The 22,695-nt window shown below is 74.2% G+C and carries 23 protein-coding genes; 16 read left to right on the top strand and 7 right to left on the bottom strand.

Annotated elements, in window-relative coordinates; translation table 11 throughout:
- The first annotated feature begins 28 nt into the window (after positions 1–28).
- The 10 genes from AB0L40_RS06240 to AB0L40_RS06285 all read left to right on the top strand — a co-directional run bounded on the left by AB0L40_RS06240 (position 29) and on the right by AB0L40_RS06285 (position 10,200).
- Positions 29–643: a TetR family transcriptional regulator gene (locus AB0L40_RS06240; protein WP_364350819.1), complete on the top strand. Its 615-nt coding sequence runs from the start codon at positions 29–31 to the stop codon at positions 641–643.
- Positions 644–767: 124 nt separating this feature from the next.
- Positions 768–1,757, top strand: coding sequence for an amidohydrolase (locus AB0L40_RS06245; protein ID WP_364350822.1), 990 nt, complete (start codon positions 768–770; stop codon positions 1,755–1,757).
- Complete coding sequence (locus AB0L40_RS06250; RefSeq protein ID WP_364350825.1) at positions 1,754–2,284, top strand: cysteine dioxygenase family protein; 531 nt, start codon at positions 1,754–1,756, stop codon at positions 2,282–2,284. The genes AB0L40_RS06245 and AB0L40_RS06250 overlap by 4 nt, the downstream gene beginning before the upstream one ends.
- 52 nt (positions 2,285–2,336) lie before the next feature.
- Complete coding sequence (locus AB0L40_RS06255) at positions 2,337–3,161, top strand: MBL fold metallo-hydrolase (protein WP_364350828.1); 825 nt, start codon at positions 2,337–2,339, stop codon at positions 3,159–3,161.
- 232 nt (positions 3,162–3,393) lie between these two features.
- Positions 3,394–3,708, top strand: a complete 315-nt coding sequence (locus AB0L40_RS06260; protein ID WP_364350830.1) for a non-heme iron oxygenase ferredoxin subunit — start codon at positions 3,394–3,396, stop codon at positions 3,706–3,708.
- The gene (gene sufB / locus AB0L40_RS06265; RefSeq protein WP_364350833.1) at positions 3,708–5,159 is read left to right on the top strand and encodes a Fe-S cluster assembly protein SufB; all 1,452 of its coding nucleotides are present in this window, start codon (positions 3,708–3,710) and stop codon (positions 5,157–5,159) included. The genes AB0L40_RS06260 and sufB overlap by 1 nt, the downstream gene beginning before the upstream one ends.
- On the top strand, positions 5,156–6,442 hold the full coding sequence (gene sufD, locus AB0L40_RS06270) for a Fe-S cluster assembly protein SufD (protein ID WP_364350836.1): 1,287 nt from the start codon (positions 5,156–5,158) through the stop codon (positions 6,440–6,442). Before sufB ends, sufD begins: the two co-directional genes overlap by 4 nt.
- 200 nt (positions 6,443–6,642) lie before the next feature.
- The gene (locus tag AB0L40_RS06275) at positions 6,643–8,223 is read left to right on the top strand and encodes a cellulase family glycosylhydrolase (protein WP_364350839.1); all 1,581 of its coding nucleotides are present in this window, start codon (positions 6,643–6,645) and stop codon (positions 8,221–8,223) included.
- A gap of 51 nt (positions 8,224–8,274) precedes the next feature.
- Complete coding sequence (locus AB0L40_RS06280; protein WP_364350842.1) at positions 8,275–9,438, top strand: M20/M25/M40 family metallo-hydrolase; 1,164 nt, start codon at positions 8,275–8,277, stop codon at positions 9,436–9,438.
- A 36-nt stretch (positions 9,439–9,474) separates the two neighbouring features.
- Entirely contained in the window at positions 9,475–10,200 is a 726-nt protein-coding gene (locus tag AB0L40_RS06285; RefSeq protein ID WP_364350845.1) for a TIGR00730 family Rossman fold protein, read from the top strand.
- 84 nt (positions 10,201–10,284) lie between these two features.
- Here AB0L40_RS06285 and AB0L40_RS06290 read toward each other — a convergent pair whose 3' ends face one another.
- A complete protein-coding gene (locus AB0L40_RS06290) occupies positions 10,285–10,641 on the bottom strand; it encodes a rhodanese-like domain-containing protein (protein WP_364350848.1) in 357 nt (118 codons plus the stop codon).
- 91 nt (positions 10,642–10,732) lie between these two features.
- Here AB0L40_RS06290 and AB0L40_RS06295 point away from each other — a divergent pair, with 91 nt between their 5' ends.
- From AB0L40_RS06295 to AB0L40_RS06305, 3 genes are all read left to right on the top strand, one after another.
- Entirely contained in the window at positions 10,733–11,170 is a 438-nt protein-coding gene (locus tag AB0L40_RS06295) for a Fur family transcriptional regulator (protein WP_364350851.1), read from the top strand.
- A 119-nt stretch (positions 11,171–11,289) separates the two neighbouring features.
- Positions 11,290–12,447: an acyl-CoA dehydrogenase family protein gene (locus AB0L40_RS06300; RefSeq protein ID WP_364350854.1), complete on the top strand. Its 1,158-nt coding sequence runs from the start codon at positions 11,290–11,292 to the stop codon at positions 12,445–12,447.
- Positions 12,448–12,593: 146 nt separating this feature from the next.
- Positions 12,594–13,220, top strand: a complete 627-nt coding sequence (locus AB0L40_RS06305) for a metallopeptidase family protein (RefSeq protein WP_364350857.1) — start codon at positions 12,594–12,596, stop codon at positions 13,218–13,220.
- Positions 13,221–13,384: 164 nt separating this feature from the next.
- Here AB0L40_RS06305 and AB0L40_RS06310 read toward each other — a convergent pair whose 3' ends face one another.
- A complete protein-coding gene (locus tag AB0L40_RS06310; RefSeq protein WP_364350860.1) occupies positions 13,385–13,906 on the bottom strand; it encodes a MarR family transcriptional regulator in 522 nt (173 codons plus the stop codon).
- A gap of 272 nt (positions 13,907–14,178) precedes the next feature.
- Between AB0L40_RS06310 and AB0L40_RS06315 the strand changes: the two genes are divergently transcribed.
- From AB0L40_RS06315 to wecB, 3 genes are all read left to right on the top strand, one after another.
- Entirely contained in the window at positions 14,179–14,901 is a 723-nt protein-coding gene (locus AB0L40_RS06315) for a hypothetical protein (protein ID WP_364350863.1), read from the top strand.
- Between the two features lie 186 nt (positions 14,902–15,087).
- Complete coding sequence (locus AB0L40_RS06320; RefSeq protein ID WP_364350866.1) at positions 15,088–16,122, top strand: ATP-dependent 6-phosphofructokinase; 1,035 nt, start codon at positions 15,088–15,090, stop codon at positions 16,120–16,122.
- A gap of 23 nt (positions 16,123–16,145) precedes the next feature.
- On the top strand, positions 16,146–17,240 hold the full coding sequence (gene wecB / locus AB0L40_RS06325; RefSeq protein WP_364350869.1) for a UDP-N-acetylglucosamine 2-epimerase (non-hydrolyzing): 1,095 nt from the start codon (positions 16,146–16,148) through the stop codon (positions 17,238–17,240).
- Positions 17,241–17,249: 9 nt separating this feature from the next.
- Here wecB and AB0L40_RS06330 read toward each other — a convergent pair whose 3' ends face one another.
- The 5 genes from AB0L40_RS06330 to AB0L40_RS06350 all read right to left on the bottom strand — a co-directional run bounded on the left by AB0L40_RS06330 (position 17,250) and on the right by AB0L40_RS06350 (position 22,695).
- Positions 17,250–18,020 (bottom strand): SDR family NAD(P)-dependent oxidoreductase, encoded by a 771-nt coding sequence (locus AB0L40_RS06330; RefSeq protein ID WP_364350872.1) that lies wholly within the window; start codon positions 18,018–18,020, stop codon positions 17,250–17,252.
- A 214-nt stretch (positions 18,021–18,234) separates the two neighbouring features.
- On the bottom strand, positions 18,235–18,939 hold the full coding sequence (locus AB0L40_RS06335; RefSeq protein ID WP_364350875.1) for a histidine phosphatase family protein: 705 nt from the start codon (positions 18,937–18,939) through the stop codon (positions 18,235–18,237).
- Complete coding sequence (gene pgl, locus AB0L40_RS06340; RefSeq protein WP_364350878.1) at positions 18,939–19,682, bottom strand: 6-phosphogluconolactonase; 744 nt, start codon at positions 19,680–19,682, stop codon at positions 18,939–18,941. Before pgl ends, AB0L40_RS06335 begins: the two co-directional genes overlap by 1 nt.
- Positions 19,682–21,589 (bottom strand): glycoside hydrolase family 15 protein, encoded by a 1,908-nt coding sequence (locus tag AB0L40_RS06345; RefSeq protein ID WP_364350881.1) that lies wholly within the window; start codon positions 21,587–21,589, stop codon positions 19,682–19,684. The genes pgl and AB0L40_RS06345 overlap by 1 nt, the downstream gene beginning before the upstream one ends.
- Positions 21,580–22,695: a glucose-6-phosphate dehydrogenase assembly protein OpcA gene (locus AB0L40_RS06350; RefSeq protein ID WP_364350884.1), complete on the bottom strand. Its 1,116-nt coding sequence runs from the start codon at positions 22,693–22,695 to the stop codon at positions 21,580–21,582. The genes AB0L40_RS06345 and AB0L40_RS06350 overlap by 10 nt, the downstream gene beginning before the upstream one ends.

Genomic DNA, 22,695 nt, shown 5'->3' on the forward strand with positions numbered 1-22,695 from the left:
CGTCAAGCCCGCTGGCATACTCGGAGTCGTGGCCCGCCGTTCCGATCAGCCCGACCGCCGTGACCAGCTCCTCGACGAGGCGCTGCAGCTCGTCTCCGAGGGCGGCCTCGCCGCGGTCACGCACCGCGCGGTGGAGCGGGCGGCCGGCGTCCCGCACGGGTCGGTCACCTACCACTTCGGCAGTCGCGACGACCTGATCGACGCGCTCGTCGAGCGGATGGTCGCGTCCTGCGAGCAGGAGGTCGCGGTCATCGCCCGTGACGTCTCGATGGCGCTCGCCGGTGCCGCCGGCCGGGCGAGCGACTCCGGGCTGGACCTCGACGCGGTCGCCGACGCGCTCGTGCGCTGGATGGACGACGGGCGGCACCTGCACCTCGCGCGCTTCGAGCTGGAGCTCGCCGCGGCCCGCGACGCGCGGCTGCGCGAGCGGATGACCGCGGCGGCGGAGGTCTTCTGGCGGATGTGCGAGCCGATCGTCCTGGCGATGGGCTCCGCCGACCCGGTCCTCGACGGCCGGGCGATGGGCGCGGCGGTCGACGGTCTGCTGCTCGACCACCTCTCCCACGACCCGGCGGACCCGGCCGTGATCCGGGTCGGAGCGCGCCAGCTCCTGCGCTCCTGGGCGCCCGTGCTCGCGTCCTGAGGGACGGCCGCGGACGGGTGTTCGGGGTCGCAGCCCCCCGTCCACCAGGGCGTTCCGGCGTAAACCCGGGAATTCCGGTGGGATTAAAACCCTTAAACCCCGACCTGTTTGCTAGGTTTGTCCCGTGAGCACTCCGACCGACCTGCACCAGCACGCATGGCCGGAGCCGTTCCTCGCCGCGCTCTCCGCGCGCACGGACGGTCCCCGGACCCGCGTCGAGGCCGACGGGAGCTGGCGTCTGCTGCTCCCGGGCGAGCCGGACTGCGTGCTCGGCGAGTGTGAGATCGACCTGCACCGCCGCGAGGGCGCGCTGTTCGCCGCCGGCCTGGACCGCGCGCTCCTCGTGCCGCCGCTGGCGATCGGGATCGACGGCCTCGAGGTCGACGACGCCCGACAGCTCCTGACGTCGTGGCACGAGGGCGTGCTCGCCCACGGCGGGCCGTTCGGCGTGTGGGCCGCGGTCCCGTCGCGGGACCCGCAGCCGCGGGACCTGCGGATCGCGCTGTCGCGCGGGGCGATCGGCCTCGCGCTGCCGGCCGCCGCGCTGGCGGACGCGGACTCCCTGGAGCGCTTCGGCCCGGTGCTCGAGGAGCTGGCCCGCGCCGGCAAGCCGCTGTTCGTGCATCCCGGCGCGCCCGCCGGCGGGCAGGCCTCCGGCCGCCCCGACGACGCCGCGTGGTGGCCCGCGCTGGGCGACTACACGGGTCAGCTGCTCCGTGCCTGGGCGACCTGGCTGGACCGCGGCCACCGTGCCCACCCGACGCTGCGCGTCGCCTTCGCGGCCCTGGCCGGCGGCGGCGCCCTGATGCTCGAGCGGCTCGCCGCCCGCGGCGGACCGGTCGACCTGGCCCGCTCCGAGCACGTCGTCTACGAGACGTCGTCGTTCGGCCCGCGCACGATCGCCGCCGCGGCCCAGGCCGTCGGCGTCGACAACCTGGCCTTCGGCAGCGACCGGCCCGTGGTCGCCCCGGAGGAGCAGCACGTCCCCCGGGTCGCCGGGATCGACGGCCTGCGCCTGGCGACGGTCGCGGCCGGCCGGTTGCTCGGCGAGCCGGCCGCCCCGGCCGCGGCCGACGACGCGGCTCCGCGTCCCGTCGTCGTGGTGGCGGCATGAGCGTCGTCGCCCGCCCCGCCGACGAGCTCGAGGGCGAGTACACCCACCGCACCGGCACGCTCGACTCCGCCCAGCTCGCGGCGCTGGCCCGCTCGATCGCCGACGACCCGGCCCGCTGGGAGCACGTCGTCCACCACGACCCGGACCAGCGCACCTACGCGCTGCTGCATCAGGACGAGGACGTCACGATCTGGCTGATCTGCTGGGGCCCCGGGCACGACACGGGCTTCCACGACCACGACGTCTCGAGCGCGGGCGTCGCGCTCGCCACCGGGTCCATCGTCGACGAGCGCCTGACGGCGTTCGGCGACCCGATCCAGCGCCGGCTCGACCCGGAGAACGGCGCGACGATCGAGCCGACGGAGATCCACCGGATGCACCACACCGGCGGTGCCCCGGCGGTCTCGGTCCACGCGTACTCGCCGCCGCTGCTGCGGACGGGCGCCTACGAGGTGGCCGAGGACGGCCGCCTCCTGCGCCACGCGCAGCCGGGCGAGGACGCGCTCGTGCCGGTCGGCTCGCGCTGAGCCCGACGAGAACCCCGGTCGGGACGCGGCGGCGAGGGTAGGCTCGCCGCCGGTGAGCGCGCCACCACGGATCCACCACCTCGACTGCGGGACGATGTGCCCGCACGGACTCGTCGGGCTCGGGCTCGCCCCGCGCGACCCGGGCCACCTGGTGGCGCACTGCCTGCTGATCGAGGCGCCGGACGGGCTGGTCCTCGTCGACACCGGCTACGGGACGGGCGATGTCGCCGCCCCGCGGCGGCTCGGGCCGGCGCGGCACCTGCTCGGCGCGCGGCTCGATCCGCAGCAGACGGCGGTGGAGCGGGTCCGGGCGCTCGGGCACGACCCCGCCGACGTGCGGCACGTGCTCATCACCCACCTGGACCTCGACCACGCCGGGGGTCTCGGGGACTTCCCGAACGCGACGGTCCACCTGCACGCCCCGGAGCTCGCCGCGGCCCGCGCGCGCCGCGGCGACACGAAGCTCCGCTACCGCCCCGCGCAGTGGGCGCACGGCCCGCGCTGGGCCCCGCACGCGACGCTCGACGGCGACCGCTGGATGGGCTTCGAGCGGGCGTCCCTGGTGGAGGACGTGGGGGTCGACATCGCCCTGGTGCCGCTCCCCGGCCACTCGGCGGGTCACGCGGGCTACGCGATCGACACCGGCGCCGGCTGGCTGCTGCACGCCGGCGACGCGTTCCTCCACCCCGACGAGATCGCCACCCCGCCCGTCCGGAGTCGCGGCCTGCGCGCCTACCACCGGGTCAACAGCGCCGACCACCGGCTGCTGGGGGAGAACGCCGCCCGGCTGGGCGACCTGACCCGCGACCACGGCGCCGAGGTCGACGTCTTCTGCTCGCACGACGCGGTCGCGCTGCGACGCCGTCAGTCGGCCTGAGGCCCGGCCGCGCCGGTCCGGAGCGCGCGGGATCGTCCGTGTCCCACGCGGCGTCGGCGTCGGCGATCCCCGTCCTGGGCAGCACTTAGGGCGCCCGAGTTTGTAATCCCTTCAAATGCGGAGGGAGATCGGGGGCCGGTCGCGATACAATCCCGTCCATCGGCATCGGACATGACCGCGGAGCGCGACCTGCGCCCCGAAGTCGTCCGATCCATATCGCCACCGCCTCCCTGTGCCCCTGATCGACGTCTGCCCGCTGAACGAGCTCCCCGACGGGGGGCGCGTCACGCTGGAGCACGACGACGTCGAGGTCATGGTCGTCAACTGCGGTGGCGAGATCCTCGCGATGGAGGATCGGTGCAGCCACGACGACGGCGACATGTCGGACGGCGAGCTGGATCGTGAGGCGTGCACCATCGAGTGCCCGCGCCACGGCTCCGTGTTCGACCTCCGCACCGGCCGACCGAAGACCCTTCCGGCGTACCAGCCGGTCGACACCTTTCCCGTCGTGATCGACGGGGACACGATCAAGTTGGAGATGGACTAATGCCCACGCCTCCCGAGACCACCGGCTCCCTCCTGAACGAGGAGGAGTCCTCGCTCGTCGACCTGAACGCCGACTACACGGCCAAGTACGGGTTCCACGACGCCGAGAACTACCTCTACAAGGCGCCGAAGGGCATCAACCGCGAGATCGTCGAGAAGATCTCGGAGTTCAAGCAGGAGCCGCAGTGGATGCGCGACTTCCGCCTGAAGGCGCTGGACTACTTCCTCGCCCGCGAGCAGCCGACCTGGGGCAGCCCGATGCTGGCCGAGGTCGACTACGACGACATCCACTACTTCGTCCGCGCGTCCGAGCGCTCCGAGCGCTCCTGGGACGACGTCCCCGAGGACGTCAAGAAGACGTTCGACCGCCTGGGCATCCCGGAGGCCGAGCGCAAGTTCCTCTCCGGCGTCGGCGCGCAGTACGAGTCCGAGGTCGTCTACCACCAGGTGAACGAGGAGCTCGAGAAGCAGGGCGTCATCTTCACCGACATGGACACGGCGCTCCGCGAGCACCCCGAGCTCGTCCGCGAGTACTTCGCCACGGTGATCCCGCCGAACGACAACAAGCTCGCCGCGCTCAACAGCGCCGTGTGGTCGGGCGGCTCGTTCGTCTACGTCCCGCCGGGCGTCCACGTCGAGATGCCCCTGCAGGCCTACTTCCGCATCAACACGGAGAACATGGGCCAGTTCGAGCGGACGATCATCCTCGCCGACGAGGGCTCCTACGTGCACTACGTCGAGGGCTGCACCGCCCCGACGTACTCCAGCTCGTCGCTGCACTCCGCCGTCGTGGAGCTCATCGCCAAGCCGGGCGCCCGCATCCGCTACACGACCGTCCAGAACTGGTCCAACAACGTCTTCAACCTCGTCACGAAGCGCGCGATCGCCGAGCGCGACGCGACGGTCGAGTGGGTCGATTGCAACCTCGGCTCCAAGCTGACGATGAAGTACCCGGCCGTCTACCTGATGGGCGAGCGGGCGCACGGCGAGGTCCTCTCCATCGCCTTCGCCGGCAAGGGCCAGCACCAGGACGCCGGCGCGAAGATCGTCCACGCGGCGCCGAACACGACGTCGAACATCTTCGCCAAGTCGATCTCCAAGGACGGCGGGCGCTCGAGCTACCGCGGTCTGCTCGAGGTCGGCAAGGGCGCCGTCGGCTCCAAGTCCAAGGTCGTCTGCGACGCCCTGCTGCTCGACGACCAGTCGCGCACGGACACGTGGCCGACGATCCGCATCGACGAGGACCAGGTCGACATCGGTCACGAGGCCACGGTCTCGAAGGTCGGCGACGAGCAGCTCTTCTACCTCCAGTCCCACGGGATCGACGAGGAGGAGGCCGCGAAGCTCATCGTCAACGGCTTCATCGAGCCGATCGTCAAGGAGCTCCCGATGGAGTACGCGGTCGAGATGAACCGCCTGATCGAGCTCCAGATGGAAGGGAGCATCGGTTGAGCACGACCACCGCACCTGCACCTGTTTGGCTCTCGGCTCTCCGTAGCGGTGCTGCCGAGGAGCTCCCGCAGATCGCCATGCCGACCTTCCGCGGCACGCCGGGGTGGGAGTTCACCGAGATCCCCGAGCTCGACCTCGACGCCTTCCCCGCGGCGCAGACGGTCGATCCGTCGCTCGTCGGCTCCGCGGCCGACGACGCGCCGCGCGTCTTCGACCACCTGCCCGAGGGCACGATCCGCCTGACGCAGGTCGATCACGCCGTCGTGCCGGAGTCCGCCGCGCTGCGCGATCCGGCGACGAACAGCGCGATCGTCCTGCCGCTCGAGGTCGCCGCCGCCGAGCACCCCGACCTCGTCGAGCGGTACCTCGGCAAGATCGAGACCGCCCGCACGCCGTTCACGGCCCGCAACGACCGCGACTGGACCGGCGGCTTCTTCGTCTACGTCCCGCGCGGCGTGCAGCTCGACGCCCCCGTCCTCCTGACCCTGATCCAGGAGCAGGCCGGCCGCAGCGTCGCGCCACGCACCCTGATCGTGCTCGAGGACGGCGCATCCGCCGAGGTCTGGTCGCAGACGACGTCCGCGACCCCGGACCTCGAGGCGCTCGTCAACGGCGTCGTCGAGATCCACGTCGGCCAGAACGCGCGCCTGCGCTTCGTCGACGTGCAGGACCTGTCGGAGAAGTCGTGGATCTTCGGCGCCCAGCGCGCGACGATCGAGCGCGACGGCTGGATGGACTGGATCACCCTCGGCCTCGGCTCGGCCAAGGGCAAGGTCTTCCAGGAGACGTCGCTCGACGGCGCCGGCGCCCACGGCCGCGTGACCGGCGGCTACGCCACGCACGGCAAGCAGCACCTCGACTTCGACACGCTGCAGACGCACATGGCGCCCAACACGACGTCGGACCTCGCCTTCCGCGGCGTGCTGGCGGAGAAGAGCTCCACCGTCTGGCGCGGCATGATCAAGGTCGACGAGCTGGGCCAGCAGACCGACGCCTTCCAGGAGTCGCGCAACCTGCTCCTCGGACGCAAGGCCCACGCGGACAACATCCCGGGCCTCGAGATCGCGGCCAACGACGTCCGCTGCACCCACGCGGCGGCGATCGCGCAGATCGATCCCGAGCAGCTCTTCTACCTGCGCTCGCGCGGCCTGGGCCTGAACATGGCCCGCCGCCTCGTGATCGAGGGCTTCCTCGCGGAGCTCGTCACGCGGTTCGAGGAGGGCCCCGTGCGCGAGGCGCTCGGCGAGATCCTCCAGCGTCGCCTCGACGCCGTCCTGATCTAGGACGGAGGGCGGGACCGGGGCCGCCCTCCTCGGCCCCCGTCCGGCCGGGCGATGTCCCGTCCCCGGCGCGGACGGTGTCCCGGTCTGGCAGCATGCGCGCCGTGTCCCGGGTCGCACGACGCCCACCGACAGGCCGCGCCACGGCGGACGGTCGGCCTCCCGCCGCCCGCTCTGCCGGTCCCCGGTCCTCCCGGGGTCGCGTGCTCCGCGTCGTCGGCGCCGCCGTCGTATCTGCCGCCGCGATCGGTGCCGTGTCCGTCGCGCCGGTGTCCGCCGCCGACCGCCTGCGGGCCGACGGCAAGCCGCGCGTCGCGTCCTCGAGGACCGCGTCGCTGTGGGCCGACCGCGCCCGCGCCGCCGAGGCCGACGCTCCGGGCCTGTTCAGCGCGTCCGACGCGCTGCAGGTCCGCTCGGCGCCCGACGGCTCCCGCATCCTCAGCACCACGTCCGGCAAGCGCGTCCTGCTGCGTGGCGCCAACGTCAACGGGCTGGTCGACTACGGCGGCGCCCACGGCGCCGTGGCGGTCACCGCGCCGGACGGCGACCAGGCCCGGGCGCTCGGGCTGAACGTCGTGCGCCTGGCCGTCTCGTGGTCGCGGATCCAGCCCGCGCCGAACACGATCGACCAGGCCTACCTCGCGCAGGTGAAGAGCGCCGCCCGCGTGTTCGCCGACCGCGGGATCTACGTCCTGATCGACATGCACCAGGACCGCTACGCGGCGGGCCTCGGGCAGCCGTCCCTCACCGAGTCCGACGGCGCCCCGCGCTGGGCGATCGACGCGCAGGGCGCCTCCTGCGACCTGCTCCTCGGCACGCTGGGCGGGAACGCGACGTACTACACGACCGCGTGCGCCGCCAAGGCCGCCGAGGGCCTGTTCCAGAACCGCACCGTCGCCGGCCGCCCGCTCCAGGACTCCTACGGCGACGCCGTCGCGGCCGTCGCGGGGGTCGGGGCGACGCTCGGCCCGGCGTTCGCGGGCGTCGAGCTCTACAACGAGCCGCGCAGCACCGACCCGAGCCAGTCCGACGCCTGGCTCGCCCCGCAGCTCTGGCCGTTCTACGACCGGCTGATCAAGCGCCTGCGCGGCGCGGGCATGACGGCACCGATCTGGTTCGACAGCCCGGGGGAGGCCGCCTCGCGCTTCAACGCCGACGACGACCTCGTCTACGCGCCCCACGTCTACACCGACGTCTTCGGCGGCTTCCCGAACGACGGCACCCCGTCCCGCCTGAGCGCCGCGTACGACGACGTCCAGCGCAAGGCGCGCGCCTTCCGCGCCGCGCCGGTGGTGGGGGAGTACCCCGGCGCCCGGGGCGGCATCTGGGAGTCCTACCGGCAGAACGGCATGCGCTCGCAGGACCGCACCCTCGTCGGCTCGATCGTCTGGATCCTCAAGCAGCACCCGACGAAGGACTACGGCTGGGGCATCCTGCAGCCGTCCGGCGCGCTGCAGCCCGACGGGCAGGCCGCGTTCGACCTCGGCCGCCCGCGGCTCGTGGACTCCGCCCCGGGCGTGGTCAGCCAGGCGTTCGACGGCACGACGCTCACCGTCGTGACGCGCGGCGCCGGCGACGTCGAGCTCTGGAACGGGATGGCCCAGGGGGGCCTCGCGAGCCGCGGGCGCGCGGCGCAGCTCACCGTCGACGGCGCGCTGCCGACGGCGGCGATGACCGTCCGCGCGGGCTCGGTGGCGACGACCGTGCCGGGGGCCACGTTCGGCGGCCAGCGGCTGCGCGTGACGCTCCCCGCCGGCGAGCACACCCTGCGCCTGCGCCCCTGATCGCCGCCGGTCGGCGCGCGGCCCGGACGCGCGCCGTGCGAAGGTGGGGCCATGGCCGCGCCCGCGACTGACACCACCGTCCGGTCGCTGCTCGGCGCCGCCGACACGGTCGCCGCCGACGCCGCGGCGCTCGTCGGCCCGCTCTGCGCCGTCTCCTCGCCCTCGGGCGACCACACCGGCCTCGAGGCGTGCGTCGAGCTCGTCGTGGCCGCGCTCCCCGCCGACGCGGAGGTCGAGCGCCTCCCGTGCTCGACGACCGGCAGCGCCCCGGACCTGCTCGCGCGGATCCGCGGCTCCGGCACCGCCCGCATCGTCCTCCTCGGGCACCTCGACACCGTGATCCCGCACGACCGCCACCGGCCCGTCGAGGTCGACGGCGACCGCTGGACCGGCTCGGGCACGTTCGACATGAAGGGCGGCGACGCGCTGGCGATCGGCGTCCTGCGCGCGCTGGCCGCGACGCCGGGCGCCCGGGCGCTGTTCGCCGAGGCCGCCCTGCTGCTCGTGGCCGACGAGGAGTGGCGGACCGAGGAGTTCGCCCACGGGCCGCGCTTCCAGGACTGGGACGCGTGCCTCTGCTTCGAGGGCGGCGAGCGGACCGCCACGGGCGAGGAGGCGGTCGTCGTGCGGCGCAAGGCCGCGGCCGCGATCACCGTCGTCGCCGCGGGGGTCTCCGCCCACGCCGGGTCGAAGCCCGACGACGGCCGCAACGCGCTGCTCGCGCTCGCCCGGGTCGCGACCACGGCCGCCGCGGCCCACGACCCCTCGGGGCCGCAGCTGCTCAGCGTCGTGCCGACGATGGTCCGGAGCGGCACCGCCCTGAACGTCGTCCCCGACGACGGCGAGCTCGTCATCGACGTCCGGGCGGCGGCCATCGGCTCGCTCGAGGGCTTCCTCGCGAGCCTGCCGACGGAGCTCGACGGCGTGGCGCTCGCGCCGCGCTTCAGCCGCGTGTGGCCGGGGATGGACCACCGGGCCGCGTCGGCGCCCGTGCTGGCGCGGGCGGGCGCGCTGCTCGGCCGGCCGATCGTGGCGTCCAGCCGCGGCGGCGCCTCGGACGCCAGCCACCTCGCGTCGTGGACCCGGGTCGCGATCGACGGCCTGGGGCCGCTCGGCGGCGGGGCGCACGCGATCGACGAGCACGTCGACGCCGGCACGCTGCGGGACCGTGCCGCGGTCGCGCTCGCGGTGCTCGCGGGCGTCCTCGTGCCCTGATCGACCCCATGGGGACGGGCCGCTAGAGTCGCGCCGGTGACCGATCCCGCCCGCCGTCCCGAATCCGCCGACGAGGAGCTGCTCAGCGCCGAATGGGCGCAGGTCGAGACCGAGCTGACCGATCCGCAGCGGATCGACCGGATCGCCGCCGAGCTCGACATGGCGTTCTCGACGCTCTCGCACGTGCGCCGCGGCATCACGGTGTTCGGCTCCGCGCGGCTGGGCGAGGGCACCCCGGAGTACGAGCTGGCCCGCACCCTCTCGCGCCGGCTGGCGACCGAGGCCGGCGCGTCGGTGATCACCGGCGGCGGCCCCGGGATCATGGAGGGCGCCAACCGCGGCGCCCACGAGGGGGACGCCCGCTCGATCGGGCTCCTGATCGACCTGCCGTTCGAGACGGGCGCGAACCCGTACGTCGAGCTCGAGGTGCCCTTCCACTACTTCTTCACCCGCAAGGTCTCGTTCGTCCGCTACTCGGATGCGTTCGTCGCCATGCCCGGCGGCTTCGGCACCCTCGACGAGCTCTTCGAGGTCCTCTGCCTGGTCCAGACGAAGAAGATCCGCTGGTACCCGGTCATCCTCGTCGGGACGGCCTACTGGGGCGGGCTCGTCGACTGGATTCGCGAGCGCGTGCTCGCGGAGGGCCTGATCTCGCCCGGCGACGAGGATCTCATCACCTGCACCGACGACCTCGACGAGGTCGTCCGGATCTGCGGCGAGGCCTGCGACCTGCGGTCGGGGTCGGTCGCGCCGCCGGCCTGAGCGGCCGCTCTCGGTCGGCGACGCGGCGTTCCTCCCCTGGCGAGGAGCACCGGGCGCTCGCCCGGCGCGGCGCCGGGCGACCGCTCAGTGGTCGGCGACCGTGCCGCCCTCGGGGACGAGCGGGCGGCCCTCGCGGTCCCAGTCCAGGAGGCCGCCGCGCAGCGACCAGGCGTCGAAGCCCGCGTCGCGCAGCGCCTGGGCGGCGATCCCCGAGCGGCCGCCGACCCGGCAGTTGACGACGATCGTGGCGTCCCGGTCCAGCTCGCCGGCCCGGGCGCCGAGCTCGCCGAGCGGCAGGTGGACGGCGCCGTCGATGCGGCCGGCGTCCCACTCGTAGGTCTCACGGACGTCGACGAGCACCACGGTGCCGCGCTGCAGCGCCGTCGCGAGCTGGTCGCCGTCGACCTCGAGGCCGGGATGGTCGAAGACGCGGGAGGACATCAGCGCACGGTATCGGGCGGCGGGAACGGACCCGGGGCCGCTTGCGCGAGTCGGGCGGCCCGCGCGGAAGCAGGACCCGTAGAATGCTGGTATGGAGTCGATCGCCACCCCCGCCGACGTGGACGCGGTGCTCGTCGCCCGCCTCCGCGGTGCCGGGCTGCGCGTCACTCCGCAGCGGCTCGCCCTGCACCGCCTGATCGCCGCGAGCCCGCGGCACCTGACGGCCGAGGCGCTGCTGCGCGAGGCGGCGACGGAGCTCCCCGGGCTCGCGCTGCCGACGGTCTACTCGGCGCTGGAGCTCTTCGCGGAGCTCGGCGTCGTCCGACGCGTCGCCGCGCCCGGCGCCGCCCGCTACGACACCGACCCGTCCCCGCACGACCACTTCACGTGCGTGCGCTGTGGGCAACTGTACGACCTCGACACCAGCGCCGGCCGCGCCGCGGCCCGCCGGGCCGCCGAGGGTGCCGGCCACGCGGTCGAGTCGGCCACGGTCGTGGTCAGCGGCGTCTGCGCCGCCTGCCTCGCCTGAGCAGCGCGCCACCGGTCACGGGCGACCGGCGCGGCGCAGGTCTGGGGCCCACGGCCGGGTGTACGCCGTGGTCCGCCGCCACACGGGACGGATCCCGGCGGCGTCGTAGGATCGGGGTCATGTCCGATCTCGGGTCCTCGCTGTACGCCATCCCGGAGGAGTTCGTGGAGTTCCGCGACCTCGTCCGCCAGATCGCCCAGGAGCAGATCAAGCCGCGATCGTCCGAGATCGACGCGACCGGCGAGTACCCGTGGGACATTCGCAAGCTGCTGGGCGAGCAGGACATCCTCGGGCTCGCCGTCCCGGAGGAGTACGGCGGGACGCACATGGGCACGCTCATGCTGCAGATCGCCGTCGAGGAGATCGCCAAGGTCGACGCCTCCTGTGCGCTGATCCTGATGATCCAGGAGCTCGGCTCGCTGCCGATCCGGCTGTTCGGGTCCGACGAGCTGAAGCAGCGCTTCCTGCCGAAGATCGCGACCGGTGAGTGGTCGCCGGCGTTCGCGCTGTCGGAGCCCGAGGCCGGGTCCGACCCGGGCTCGATGAAGACCCACGCCGTCCGCGACGGCGACGAGTGGGTCATCAACGGCGGCAAGAACTGGATCACCAACACGTCGATCGCGGACTTCTACGTCGTCTTCGCGAAGACCGATCTCGAGTCCGGCCGCGTCACGGCGTTCGTGGTGGAGAAGGAGCGCGAGGGCTTCTCGTACGGGCCGCTCGAGCACAAGATGGGCATCAAGGGCTCGCCGACGGGCTCCCCGGTCTTCGACGACGTCCGCGTCCCGCACGAGAACGTCGTCGGTGAGGTCGGCCGCGGCATGTCCGTCGCCCTCGGCACGCTCGAGCGCACGCGCCTGGGCGCCGCGGCCCAGGCCGTGGGCATCGCCCAGGGCGCGATCGACTACGCCACGGAGTACGCGCAGGGCCGCATCGCGTTCGGCAAGCCGATCTCGACGTTCCAGGGCCTGCAGTGGAAGCTCGCGGACGCGGAGACGAAGACCGCCGCGGCGCGCGAGCTGCTCTACAAGGCCTGCGCGATGGCGGACCGCTCGGTCCGCGGCGACGGCTTCGGCAAGTGGTCGTCGATGGCGAAGCTCTTCGCGTCGGACACCGCGATGGACGTCACGGTCGACATGCTCCAGATCCTGGGCGGCTACGGGTACGTCAAGGACTACCCGATGGAGCGCTTCATGCGCGACGCGAAGATCACCCAGATCTACGAGGGCGCCAACGAGATCCAGCGGGTGGTGATCGCCCGCTCGATGGTCGGCTGAGCGGTGGGGCCGGGCGCGTCCGCCGGGGTGCCCGCGGGCGTGTCGGACGGGCCGCTCGCGGGCCGTCGGCCGGGCGCGACGCAGCCGCGGGGCGACGGATCCCGTGTCCCTCCCTGCCGACGGTACGCGTGGCGTACGCTGGGCGTATGAACGCTCGGTTGCCCCTCGTCGTCGCCGTGGCGGGCGTCTGTGTGGCATCGACGGTCGCGTACCTGCTGATGGGCAGGTGGACGAGCACCGAGGGCGTCCGCCTGGTGCAGCAGATCGGCGTGATCGGGACGGTCGTCGGCGTGATCGTCGGGGCGCTGGCCCTGATCACGGGCCGGCTGGCCGACTACCGGGAGCCCGCCAGCGACGAGGAGTTCGAGAAGGTCGTCGCGCGCTCCGAGTACCTCGCCGCCCAGGGCCTCGCGGTGGAGCCCGACGAGGGGGAGTTCCTCGCCAAGGACCCGTACGACGACACCGACTTCGCGGAGCTCGTGCGCGACGCGCTGGACGACCTCCCCGACCTCCTGATCGGCGTGCTCCAGGGCAACGTCGCGGTCGTCATCTCCGACGACGGCCGGCGCCACGGGGCCTACGGGCTCTACATGGGCGACGGCGCCACCCGGGACGACCACTCCGACCGGATCATGATCTTCCGCGACACCCTGCGCCGCGACTTCGGGCACGACCCGGACCTGCTGCGCGAGCAGGTCACGATCACCGTCCGCCACGAGCTCGCCCACCACGTGGGCTTCGACGAGCTCGGCGTGCGCGACCTCGGGCTGTAGCTCGATGGTTGATTCGACCGCGGTCGTGGATGTGGGGTGCGCTCCGGGCGGTGTCCTGGGTCGCACGATGCCGAGAGCCAGACTGGAAGTCTGACGGAGGTGCCGGGTGGCGTCAGGTGCCGTCCGGGACGTGCACCACGCCGCGAGATCGTGGAATCCATCATCTAGGAGCCGTCGGCCGGCGGCCGCCCGAGCGCGGCCAGCGCGTCCGCGGACGCCTCCACGGCGTCGGCGAGGGCCGCCAGCGCCCGCGCCCCGGCCTCGCGGTCCTCGGGCGCGACGCTGTCGGCGACCCCCTGCCGCCAGGCGCGGACCTTGACCCGGCGCTCCGCGGTCGCCGCGCGGCCCTCGTCGGTCAGCGCGAGCAGGACGACCCGCCCGTCGGCCGCGTCGCGCGACCGCTCGACGAGTCCCTGCGACTCCAGCTTGCGGACCATCGTCGTCGCCGTCGGCGCCGCCATCCCCGCGATCTCCGCGAGCGTGCCCACGGCCAGCGGCTCGGGCGCATCGAGCAGCGGCTCGACGAGGTGGTACTGCGGCATCGAGAGCAGACCGAGGTGCTGGTTGCCGTGCCCGCGGACCCGGCGCAGGGCGCGCGTGAGCCGGGTCATCTGCTGCACCAGCGGCCCGGGGGCGGCGGGGGCGCCCTCGGGGGCGCCGGGCTCTGCGGGCTCGGTCTGCGGCATCGGTCCCCGGGATGATGGCGTGTCCCGGTGCGGAGCGGAGGAGCGGACATGCGCCTGCCGACCGTCACCGCCGCCCGGGCCGCGTGTTGACGATCGGCGCGCACCTCGCCGACGGCGGAGTCGACGCCCGTCGCCGAGCGCTGAGGCCGGGTCGACGCCGGTCGCGCCGACGGGAGAGACGGCGCCCGCGTCCCGGCCGGGACGGTGCGCCGCCCTGCGACGCCGACGCCGTGCCGCATCCGTTCGCCGCACGGGGGCGTAGGTTCGAGGAGATGGCCGGACCCCTGAGCACGTCCCTCCGCGCCGCCGCGTGCGTCGCCGCGATCGCCGCCGGCGCCGGCCTGATCGGTTGCGGCGGGGACGACGACGCCGGGCCCTCGGCCGCGGTGACGGGCACGACGGCGTCTCCGGCGACCACCACCGCCCCGCGCGGCGCCACGACGACGGAGGCCACGCCGGGGACGGGCACGACGACCGAGCAGGTGCCGCCCGGCGGGACGACGGACGCCACGCCGCCCACCGGTGCCGACCCGCCGAGCGCGGTGCCGCCGGACGTCGAGCGCCGCGTCTTCCCGAACGTCGTGCCGCTCAAGCGCGTCCCGCAGACCGCGGATCGCGACGCCGACGCGACGACCCGGCGGATCGCCGAGCGGTGGTTCTCGCTCGTGCGGCAGGGCAAGGACGCGCAGGCGGGGGCGTTGATGGCGAACGGCTCGCGGTTCGCCAACGTCGCCGTCGCGCTGCTGCCTGACCGGGCGGCCCGCACCGAGGCGGCGGAGAGCCTCCCGTGCGGCGCCGTGCCGACGGCGGTCGGCGGGGCCCGCGGCGGCTACGTCGTCCTCACGCTGAAGCTCGTCAACAAGGCCGGCCAGCCCCCGTGCGACGGCGCCGGCAACCCGGTCGCCGTCTCGCTGCACGTGAAGGACGGCAAGATCGACGACTGGGTCCGGGTCGGCGCCGACGACGCCCCGATCAACCAGGGCACGCCGGTCTAGGGGCGATCGCCGGGCGGGACGCCGGCCAGGGACGGTCGTCGCCGATGACGGCGGGAACGGTCGGGGACGGGGAGCCCCGCAACGGCCCCGGCCGCTGGACCACCCGTCCGCCGCGGCGCCCCGGACGGCGGGTGCGTCGGACGTCAGGACTGTCGGGGGCTCCGGTCGCGCCCGTAGGGTCGGTCCATGCGCATCGGGATCCTCACCGCCGGCGGCGACTGTCCCGGCCTCAACGCCGTCATCCGCGCCGCGGGGCGCAAGCTGCTGCGGGAGGGCCACCAGCCGGTGGGGCTGCTGCGCGGGTACCGCGGGCTCGCCTACCAGGACCACCGGGAGCTCGACCACGACGCGCTCTCGGGCCTGCTGCCGCTGGGCGGCACGATCCTCTCGACGTCGAGCTACGACCCGTTCCGTCACGACGACGGCCCGCAGCTGGTCCGCGACGCGATGGCTCGCGGCGACGTCGACGCGGTGATCGCGATCGGCGGCGAGCACACGATGGAGATCACCCGGCAGCTGCACGACGAGCTCGACCTGCCCGTGGTCGGCGTGCCCAAGACGATCGACAACGACATCGTCGGCACCGACCGCACCTTCGGCTTCGACACCGCCGTCCACGTCGCCACCGAGGCGATCGACCGTCTGCACTCCACCGCGCAGTCGCACGACCGCGTGATGGTCGTCGAGGTGATGGGCCGCAACGCCGGCTGGATCGCCGTGACGGCCGCCATCGCGGGCGGCGCCGACGGCGTGCTCGTGCCCGAGGTCGACGTCCCGGTCGAGAAGATCGCCGCGACGATCCGCCAGCGCCACGACCGCGGCAAGGACTTCTCGATCATCGTGGTCTCCGAGGGCGCGCGGCTGGCGTTCGAGGACGGCCGCAGCCACAAGGTCGTCGCCAACGCCGAGACCGACGAGTACGGCTACGAGCGCCTCGGCGGCATCGGCAACGCCCTCGCCGCCGAGCTCGAGTCGGCGACGGGCTACGAGACCCGCGTCGTCGTGCTCGGCCACATCCAGCGCGGCGGCACGCCGACCGCGACCGACCGCGTGCTCGCCACCCGCTACGGCGTCGCGGCCGCCGAGACGGTCCTCGCCGGCACCTTCGGCACCATGGTCGCGCTGCGCGGCGCCGAGATCGAGCCGATCCCCCTGGAGACCGTCGTGGGCGTCAAGGGCATCGACCTGCGGCTGCTGGAGCTGGCCGAGGTCTTCTTCTGACAGAGGTGCGAGGATCCGGCGCGATGCGGATCGTCACCGTCGTGGGCAACCGGCCCCAGTTCGTGAAGGCCGCGGCCGTCTCGCGGCGGCTGCGCGAGCGGCACGAGGAGGTGCTGATCCACACCGGGCAGCACCACGACGACGCGCTGTCGGCCGTCTTCTTCCGCGAGCTCGACCTGCCGGCGCCCGACCACGAGCTGCGGCTCGGCGGCGGAACGAACCTGCAGCAGACCTCGCGCATGATCGCCGAGCTCGAGGCGCTGATCGTCGCCGCGCGCGACGCCGGGCCGGTCGACGCGGTGCTGGTCTACGGCGACACGAACACGACCCTCGCCGGCGCCCTGGTCGCCGCGGACCTCGGCATCCCGATCGCGCACGTCGAGGCGGGGATGCGCTCGTTCGACCGCCGGATGCCGGAGGAGCGCAACCGCGTCGTCACCGACCATCTCGCGCAGCTGCTGCTCGTCCCGACCCCGACCGCGACGCGCAACCTCGAGCGCGAGGGCCTCGCGGACCTCACCGTCGACGTCGGCGACGTGATGACGGATGTGACGCTGTTGGTCCACCCGCGCGCCCGCGAACGCGCCGACGCGTGGCTCGCGGAGCGCGACCTGACGCCCGGCGGCTACCTGCTCGCCACCGCCCACCGGGCAGGCAACGTCGACGACCCCGCGCGGCTGGCGGCGCTCGTCGACGTGCTGACCGCCGCGGCGACCGCGGAGCGCCCGCTGGTCCTGCCGCTGCACCCGCGCACCGCCGCCCGGCTGCGGGAGCACGGCCTCGACGAGCGCCTGCGCAGCGCGCCCGGCGTGCGGCTCGTCGACCCGGTCGGCCCGCTGGACTTCGCGACGCTCCTCGTCGGCGCCGACGCGGTCCTGACGGACTCCGGCGGCGTGCAGAAGGAGGCGTACCTCGCGGGCGTCCGCTGCGTCACGCTGCGCGACACGACGGAGTGGGGCGAGACGGTGACCGCCGGCTGGAACGCGCTGGTCGACCTCAACGCCCGCGCCGCCGTCGACGCGATCGACGTGCCGTTGCCGCCCGTCCGCCCGGACGTCTTCGGGGACGGGCAGGCGGGGGAGCGCGTCGTGACGGCGCTCGAGCGCGCGTTCGGCTGACGAGCGCTCCTACTTCGGCGCCATCCGGATCGCGCCGTCGAGGCGGATCGTCTCGCCGTTGAGCAGCGGCTGGCTGATGATGAACGCCGCGGTGTCGGCGTACTCGGCGGGCTTGCCGAGGCGGGGCGGGAACGGCACCTGGGCGCCGAGCGCGTCGCGGACGTCCTGGGGCAGCTCCGCCAGCAGCGGCGTGTCGAAGAGTCCCGGCGCGATCGTCATGCAGCGGATGCCGTAGCGCGCGAGGTCGCGGGCGACGGGCAGGGTCATGCCGACGATCGCGCCCTTCGACGCCGAGTAGGAGACCTGCCCGATCTGGCCGTCGAACGCGGCGACCGACGCCGTGTTGACGAGGACGCCGCGCTCGCCGTTCTCGTCGGGCTCGTTGTCGGCCATCGCCGCGGCGGAGAGGCGGACGGCGTTGAAGGTGCCGAAGAGGTTGATCCGCACGACGCGCTCGAACGAGGCGATCGGGAGCGGTCCCTTCCTGTGGTGGTAGGTCTGCTGCGGGTGGCCGATGCCGGCGCACGAGACCGTGGCCCACAGCGGGGCGGCCTCGACGGCGGCGTCGACCGCGGCCTGGACCTGGGCCTCGTCGGTGACGTCGGTCGTGACGAACCGCGCGCGCTCGCCGAGCTCGGCGACCAGCTCCGTGGCCCGTTCCTCCTGGATGTCGGCGATCGTCACGAACGCGCCCTCGGCGTGCAGCCGGCGGGTGGTCGCCTCGCCCAGTCCGGAAGCGCCGCCGGTGATGAGGGCGCTCTTGCCCTTGATATCAGCCATGCGACCCACACTAGCGGCGGCTGGCCGCGCGGCCAGGAGCCGCCGACCGTCACGGCGTACGCCCCGCGGCGCCCGCGACCGACCCGCCCGGGGACCCACGGCGGACGGCGTCGAGGTGCCACGGCGGACCGCCCGTGGGACCCATGACGGGCGCTCCACGTGCGGAGGGCGGACGCCGGGACGGGCGCGCCGGCGCCCGGCGGACCCTCCTCGCTCAGGCGTTCCAGCGGACGAGCGCGGGCCGTCCGCGCTCCGCTCCGAGCACCGACACCGTGGCGGTCCCGAGGACCAGCTGCGCCCCGAACCCGGCCGGCTGCTCGAGCCAGCGCGCAGCCAGGATCCGCAGCAGGTGCCCGTGGGCGACGACGAGGACCGCCGCGCCGGGGGTGTCGTGCGGCGCGCGCGGGTCGGCGTCGTCGACGGCGTGCCGGCCGGCGGCGACGGCGCGCGCGATCGCCCGGTCCGCGCGGACGCCGACGTCGTCGATCGACTCGGCCCCCGGGGTCGCGGTGGTCCACGACGTCCAGCCGGGCTGCCCCTCGCGCAGCTCGGCGGTCGTGCGGCCCTCCGCGGCGCCGTAGTCGCGCTCCTGCAGGTCGTCGTCGAGCTCCGGCACCGCGCCCGGCAGCGCGAGCTCCAGCGTCTCGCGGGCGCGGTACAGCGGCGAGCAGCGGATCGCCGCGAAGCGCTCGGCCTCCAGGCGGCCGCGCAGCGACGCGGCCTGCTCGCGCCCCTTGTCCGTCAGCGGGATGTCCGTGCGGCCGGTGTGGCGGCCGTCGCGCGCCCACTCGGTCTCGCCGTGGCGGACGAGCCAGAGGCGGACCGAGACGGCCTCGGAGGACCCGGCCTCGGCGCCGGGCGTGCCCGCCGGGCCCGGCGCGGGACGCTCGGCGCCCGGGGCTCCGGACCCGCCCGCCATCACGCCTCGAAGGCGCCGTCGGCCCGCGCCTGGGTCAGCGCGGCCTCGTCGGCGATCACGAGCAGGGTCTCCGCGGGCAGCAGGCTCGCGGGCGCCTCGACGCCCTGCGTCGTGAGCGTCCGCGAGAGCGCCTCGGACTTGCCCTCGCCGGTCACGAGCAGGATCAGGTGTGGGGCGGCCCGCAGCGCCGGCAGGGTCAGCGAGACGCGCTCCGGCGGCGGCTTGGGGGAGTCGACGACGGCGACCGTCACGCCGTCGGCCTCGAGCGCCGGGTGGCGGGGGAACAGCGATGCGGTGTGGCCGTCCTCGCCGAGCCCGAGCAGGACGACGTCGAGGGGCTCCGCGCCGAGGTCGTGCGCGTACGCGCGGGCGCGGTCCGCGGCGGTCCCGGACTCCGGCAGGCGGTGCAGGACGTAGCCGCGGTCGCGGCCGATCGCGTCGTCGACGAGCCGCGCGTTGGAGTCGTCGTCGCCGTACGGCACGCAGCGCTCGTCGGCGAGGAAGACGTCGACCGCGGGCCAGTCCTCCACGAGCGACGCGAGGCGCTCGTAGGCCCCGACCGGCGTCCCGCCGCCCGACAGCGCCAGGCGCACGCGCGCGGCGCCGCCGGCCCGGACGGCGGCGATCGCCTCGGCCAGCGCGCGGGCGGCGACGTCCTTGGCGGCCTCGGCGTCGGCGACCGGGACGACCCGGAAGCCGCCCGTGGCGGTGAGGTCGGTGGGACGGACGATCGGGTCGGGCATCAGCGTGCCTCCGGGGGTGTCGGGCCGAACGGCCCGGTGGCCTCCGACGCGCGGATCACGTGCATGACCGCGTTGATCAGGGCCAGGTGGGTGAACGCCTGGGGGAAGTTGCCGAGGTGCCGGCCGGTCTTCGGGTCGAGCTCCTCGGCGTAGAGCTGCAGGTCCGAGGCGAAGCTCAGGAGCCGCTCGCAGAGGGCGCGGCCGCGCTCGACCTCGCCGATCTCGACCAGCGCGGAGACGAGCCAGAAGGAGCAGATCGTGAACGTGCCCTCCTCGCCCGACAGGCCGTCGTCGGTCTCCTCGACCTTGTAGCGCAGGACGAGGCCGTCCTCGGTCAGCTCGTCGGCGATCGCCAGGACCGTCGCGCGGATGCGCGGGTCGTCGGGCGGCAGGAACCGCACCAGCGGCATCATCAGGAGCGACGCGTCGAGCGCGTCGGTGTCGTAGTGCTGGCGGAACACGCCGCGCTCGTCGACGCCGTTCGTGCAGATGTCGGCGTGGATCTCGTCGGCGATCGCCTGCCAGCCGACGGCGATCTCGTGCTCGCCCCGCAGCTCCGCCAGGCGGGCGCCGCGGTCGAGCGCGACCCAGCACATGACCTTCGACGAGGTGAAGTGCTGGAGCTCGCCGCGGACCTCCCAGATGCCGGCGTCCGGCTCGCGCCAGTGCGCGATGGCTTCGGCGACCTGCTTCTTCAGGATCGGCCAGATCGACTCCGGCAGCTGGTCGCGGGAGCGCGTGTGGAGGTAGATCGAGTCGAGCATCGCCCCCCAGACGTCGTGCTGGTTCTGGTGGTACGCGCCGTTGCCGATGCGCACCGGGCGGGCGCCGTCGTAGCCCTCCAGGTGGTCGAGCTCGAACTCGTCGAGCTGCCGCTCGCCCCGGATCCCGTACATCACCTGCAGGGGCGTGTCGCCCTTCGCGACGTCCTGGATGAAGTAGAAGAAGTCGTTGGCCTCCTCGTCGAAGCCCAGGGTGTAGAGGCCCCAGAGCATGAACGTGGAGTCGCGGATCCAGGAGTACCGGTAGTCCCAGTTGCGCTCGCCCTGTGGGGTCTCCGGCAGGGACGTCGTCGCCGCGGCGAGCATGGCGCCGGTCGGCGCGAAGGTCAGGCCCTTCAGCGTGATCGCCGAGCGCTGCAGGTGCGTCCGCCACGGGTGGTCGGGGAACTCGCCGTGGCTCAGCCACTCGTGCCAGAAGTCGGCCGTGTAGTTCAGCCGCGCGTGGGCGTCCTCGTACGTCTGCGGCCCGCCGTGGTGGGACCACGACAGCGCGATGAAGTGCGTGTCGCCGGCGCGGACGGTCGTGCGGGCGCGGGCGCGCTGGGCCTCGAAGCCGAGGCGCAGGTCGGTCGTCAGCGTCAGCTCGGTGGTGCCCTCGGGGTCCTTGATCTTGCCGATCCCGTAGCCCTCCGACCCGTACTCCCAGCGGCCGTGGCGCTGGCCGTAGTCGAAGACGGGCTCGCACTCCATGTACATCTCGACGTAGCCGTTGACGCAGCGGATCGTCCGCAGCAGCACGTGGTCGGCGTCGTCGTCGGTGGGGGAGCGGCGGTGGCTCTCGGAGCGCTCGGCCTCGTGGTGCCAGGGGCCGACGAGCAGCGCGTCGCGGACGACGACCCAGCCGGTGCGGGTGCCCCAGGTGGTCTCCAGGATCATCGTGCCCGGCAGGTACCGCCGGCCCGCGGGGACGGCCTGGCCGACCGGCGCGACCCGGAACTGCCCGGCGTCGCGGTCGAGGATCGCGCCGAACACCGAGGGGCTGTCGTGCCGCGGCAGGCACATCCACTCCACGCTGCCCGATGGCGCGATCAGCGCGTTGCTCTCGCAGTCCGAGACGAACGCGTAGTCGGCGATCGGGGGGTACGCCGAGTTGGGGTTCGGTCGATCGACGGGACTCAGGTGCACGAAAGCAGCCTCCGGGCTGTGGCGAGGGCGCCGATGTAGCCGTCGTCGGGCACGAGGGTGCGGCGGAGCGCGCGACCGAGCACGCCCGCCTCCCCGCGGGAGGCGCCGAGGACGGTCCAATGACGTTCGGTGCTGGTGTGTTCGCCGACGGACGAGTAGACGTCCGTGCGGCTGGCCCGCAGGCCACCGCGGTTGCGGTCCAGGGAGAAGACGGCGCCGTCGCGCGAGGTGATCGTCGCGCCGGCGAGGCCCTGCACGCCGACGTCGGCGGGGCTCAGCCGCAGCGCCACCTCGGCACCCGACGCGTCGCGCGTCCGGCCGAGCTCGGCGGTCCAGCCCAGGCGGTCGCCGAGCCAGCCGAGGAACAGCCACGCGGCGGTCTCCGACCCCGGCTGGTGACGGACCTGCACGTCGGCGATCGACCGCAGCTCCGCGCGGCGCTGCGCCGGCTCGTAGTGGGCCGCCAGGCGCAGTCGCCACGGGGTTGCCCGCAACCACGACAGATCGACGATCGACAGGCCGTGGTCGTCGATCAGCCGCTGCGCGCCGTCGAGCCCCGCCGTGAACTCCGCCGCGTCGCCCGAGTCCAGCAGAACGGTCTGCCCCAGGGCCCCCAGCGACTCGAGCGCCACGACGTGGCCGTGGGGCGCCCAGAGGAGGGTCGGGACGTCGGTCATGACCATCGGGTCGACGATCGAGTCCAGCCGCGTGAGGTGCCGTTCGGCGACGTCGAGCGTGACGAGCTCGGTCGATGCCTCGTCCGGCGTCCCCTCGTGGACGGTCGCGATCGTGACGCGCGCCGACAGGCCCTTCCGCCGGCCGTGCACCCGGACGAGGACGGTCCGCGACGGCGCGTTGCGGCCGACGGCGTCGAGCCGCCGGACGATCTCGCCGGTGTAGTCGGCGTCGACGACCACGACGAGGTTCAGCGCGCGGGCCGGCAGCTTGCCGCCGGCGCGGTGGAAGCGCTCGCGCTCGAGCGCGAGCATCGCCTCCTCGACGGCGCCGGGGTCGACGTCGTCCTGCTGCCAGACCGTGTGCTCGACGGCCAGGCCGTCCGGGTTCGACACCCCGGGACGGGCGGTGTCCGTGCGCTCGGGGGCCAT

This window comes from Patulibacter sp. NPDC049589, from assembly GCF_040675535.1.
In the GTDB taxonomy this organism is placed as follows: Bacteria; Actinomycetota; Thermoleophilia; order Solirubrobacterales; family Solirubrobacteraceae; genus Patulibacter.

Coding starts and splice junctions, on each gene's coding strand:
- AB0L40_RS06250 (WP_364350825.1), top strand. CDS start 1,754: ATGAGCGTCGTCGCCCGCCCCGCCGACGAGCTCGAGGGCGAGTACACC.
- sufB (WP_364350833.1), top strand. CDS start 3,708: ATGCCCACGCCTCCCGAGACCACCGGCTCCCTCCTGAACGAGGAGGAG.
- AB0L40_RS06280 (WP_364350842.1), top strand. CDS start 8,275: ATGGCCGCGCCCGCGACTGACACCACCGTCCGGTCGCTGCTCGGCGCC.
- AB0L40_RS06290 (WP_364350848.1), bottom strand. CDS start 10,641: ATGTCCTCCCGCGTCTTCGACCATCCCGGCCTCGAGGTCGACGGCGAC.
- AB0L40_RS06295 (WP_364350851.1), top strand. CDS start 10,733: ATGGAGTCGATCGCCACCCCCGCCGACGTGGACGCGGTGCTCGTCGCC.
- AB0L40_RS06300 (WP_364350854.1), top strand. CDS start 11,290: ATGTCCGATCTCGGGTCCTCGCTGTACGCCATCCCGGAGGAGTTCGTG.
- AB0L40_RS06305 (WP_364350857.1), top strand. CDS start 12,594: ATGAACGCTCGGTTGCCCCTCGTCGTCGCCGTGGCGGGCGTCTGTGTG.
- AB0L40_RS06310 (WP_364350860.1), bottom strand. CDS start 13,906: ATGCCGCAGACCGAGCCCGCAGAGCCCGGCGCCCCCGAGGGCGCCCCC.
- AB0L40_RS06315 (WP_364350863.1), top strand. CDS start 14,179: ATGGCCGGACCCCTGAGCACGTCCCTCCGCGCCGCCGCGTGCGTCGCC.
- AB0L40_RS06320 (WP_364350866.1), top strand. CDS start 15,088: ATGCGCATCGGGATCCTCACCGCCGGCGGCGACTGTCCCGGCCTCAAC.
- wecB (WP_364350869.1), top strand. CDS start 16,146: ATGCGGATCGTCACCGTCGTGGGCAACCGGCCCCAGTTCGTGAAGGCC.
- AB0L40_RS06330 (WP_364350872.1), bottom strand. CDS start 18,020: ATGGCTGATATCAAGGGCAAGAGCGCCCTCATCACCGGCGGCGCTTCC.
- AB0L40_RS06335 (WP_364350875.1), bottom strand. CDS start 18,939: ATGGCGGGCGGGTCCGGAGCCCCGGGCGCCGAGCGTCCCGCGCCGGGC.
- pgl (WP_364350878.1), bottom strand. CDS start 19,682: ATGCCCGACCCGATCGTCCGTCCCACCGACCTCACCGCCACGGGCGGC.
- AB0L40_RS06350 (WP_364350884.1), bottom strand. CDS start 22,695: ATGGCCCCCGAGCGCACGGACACCGCCCGTCCCGGGGTGTCGAACCCG.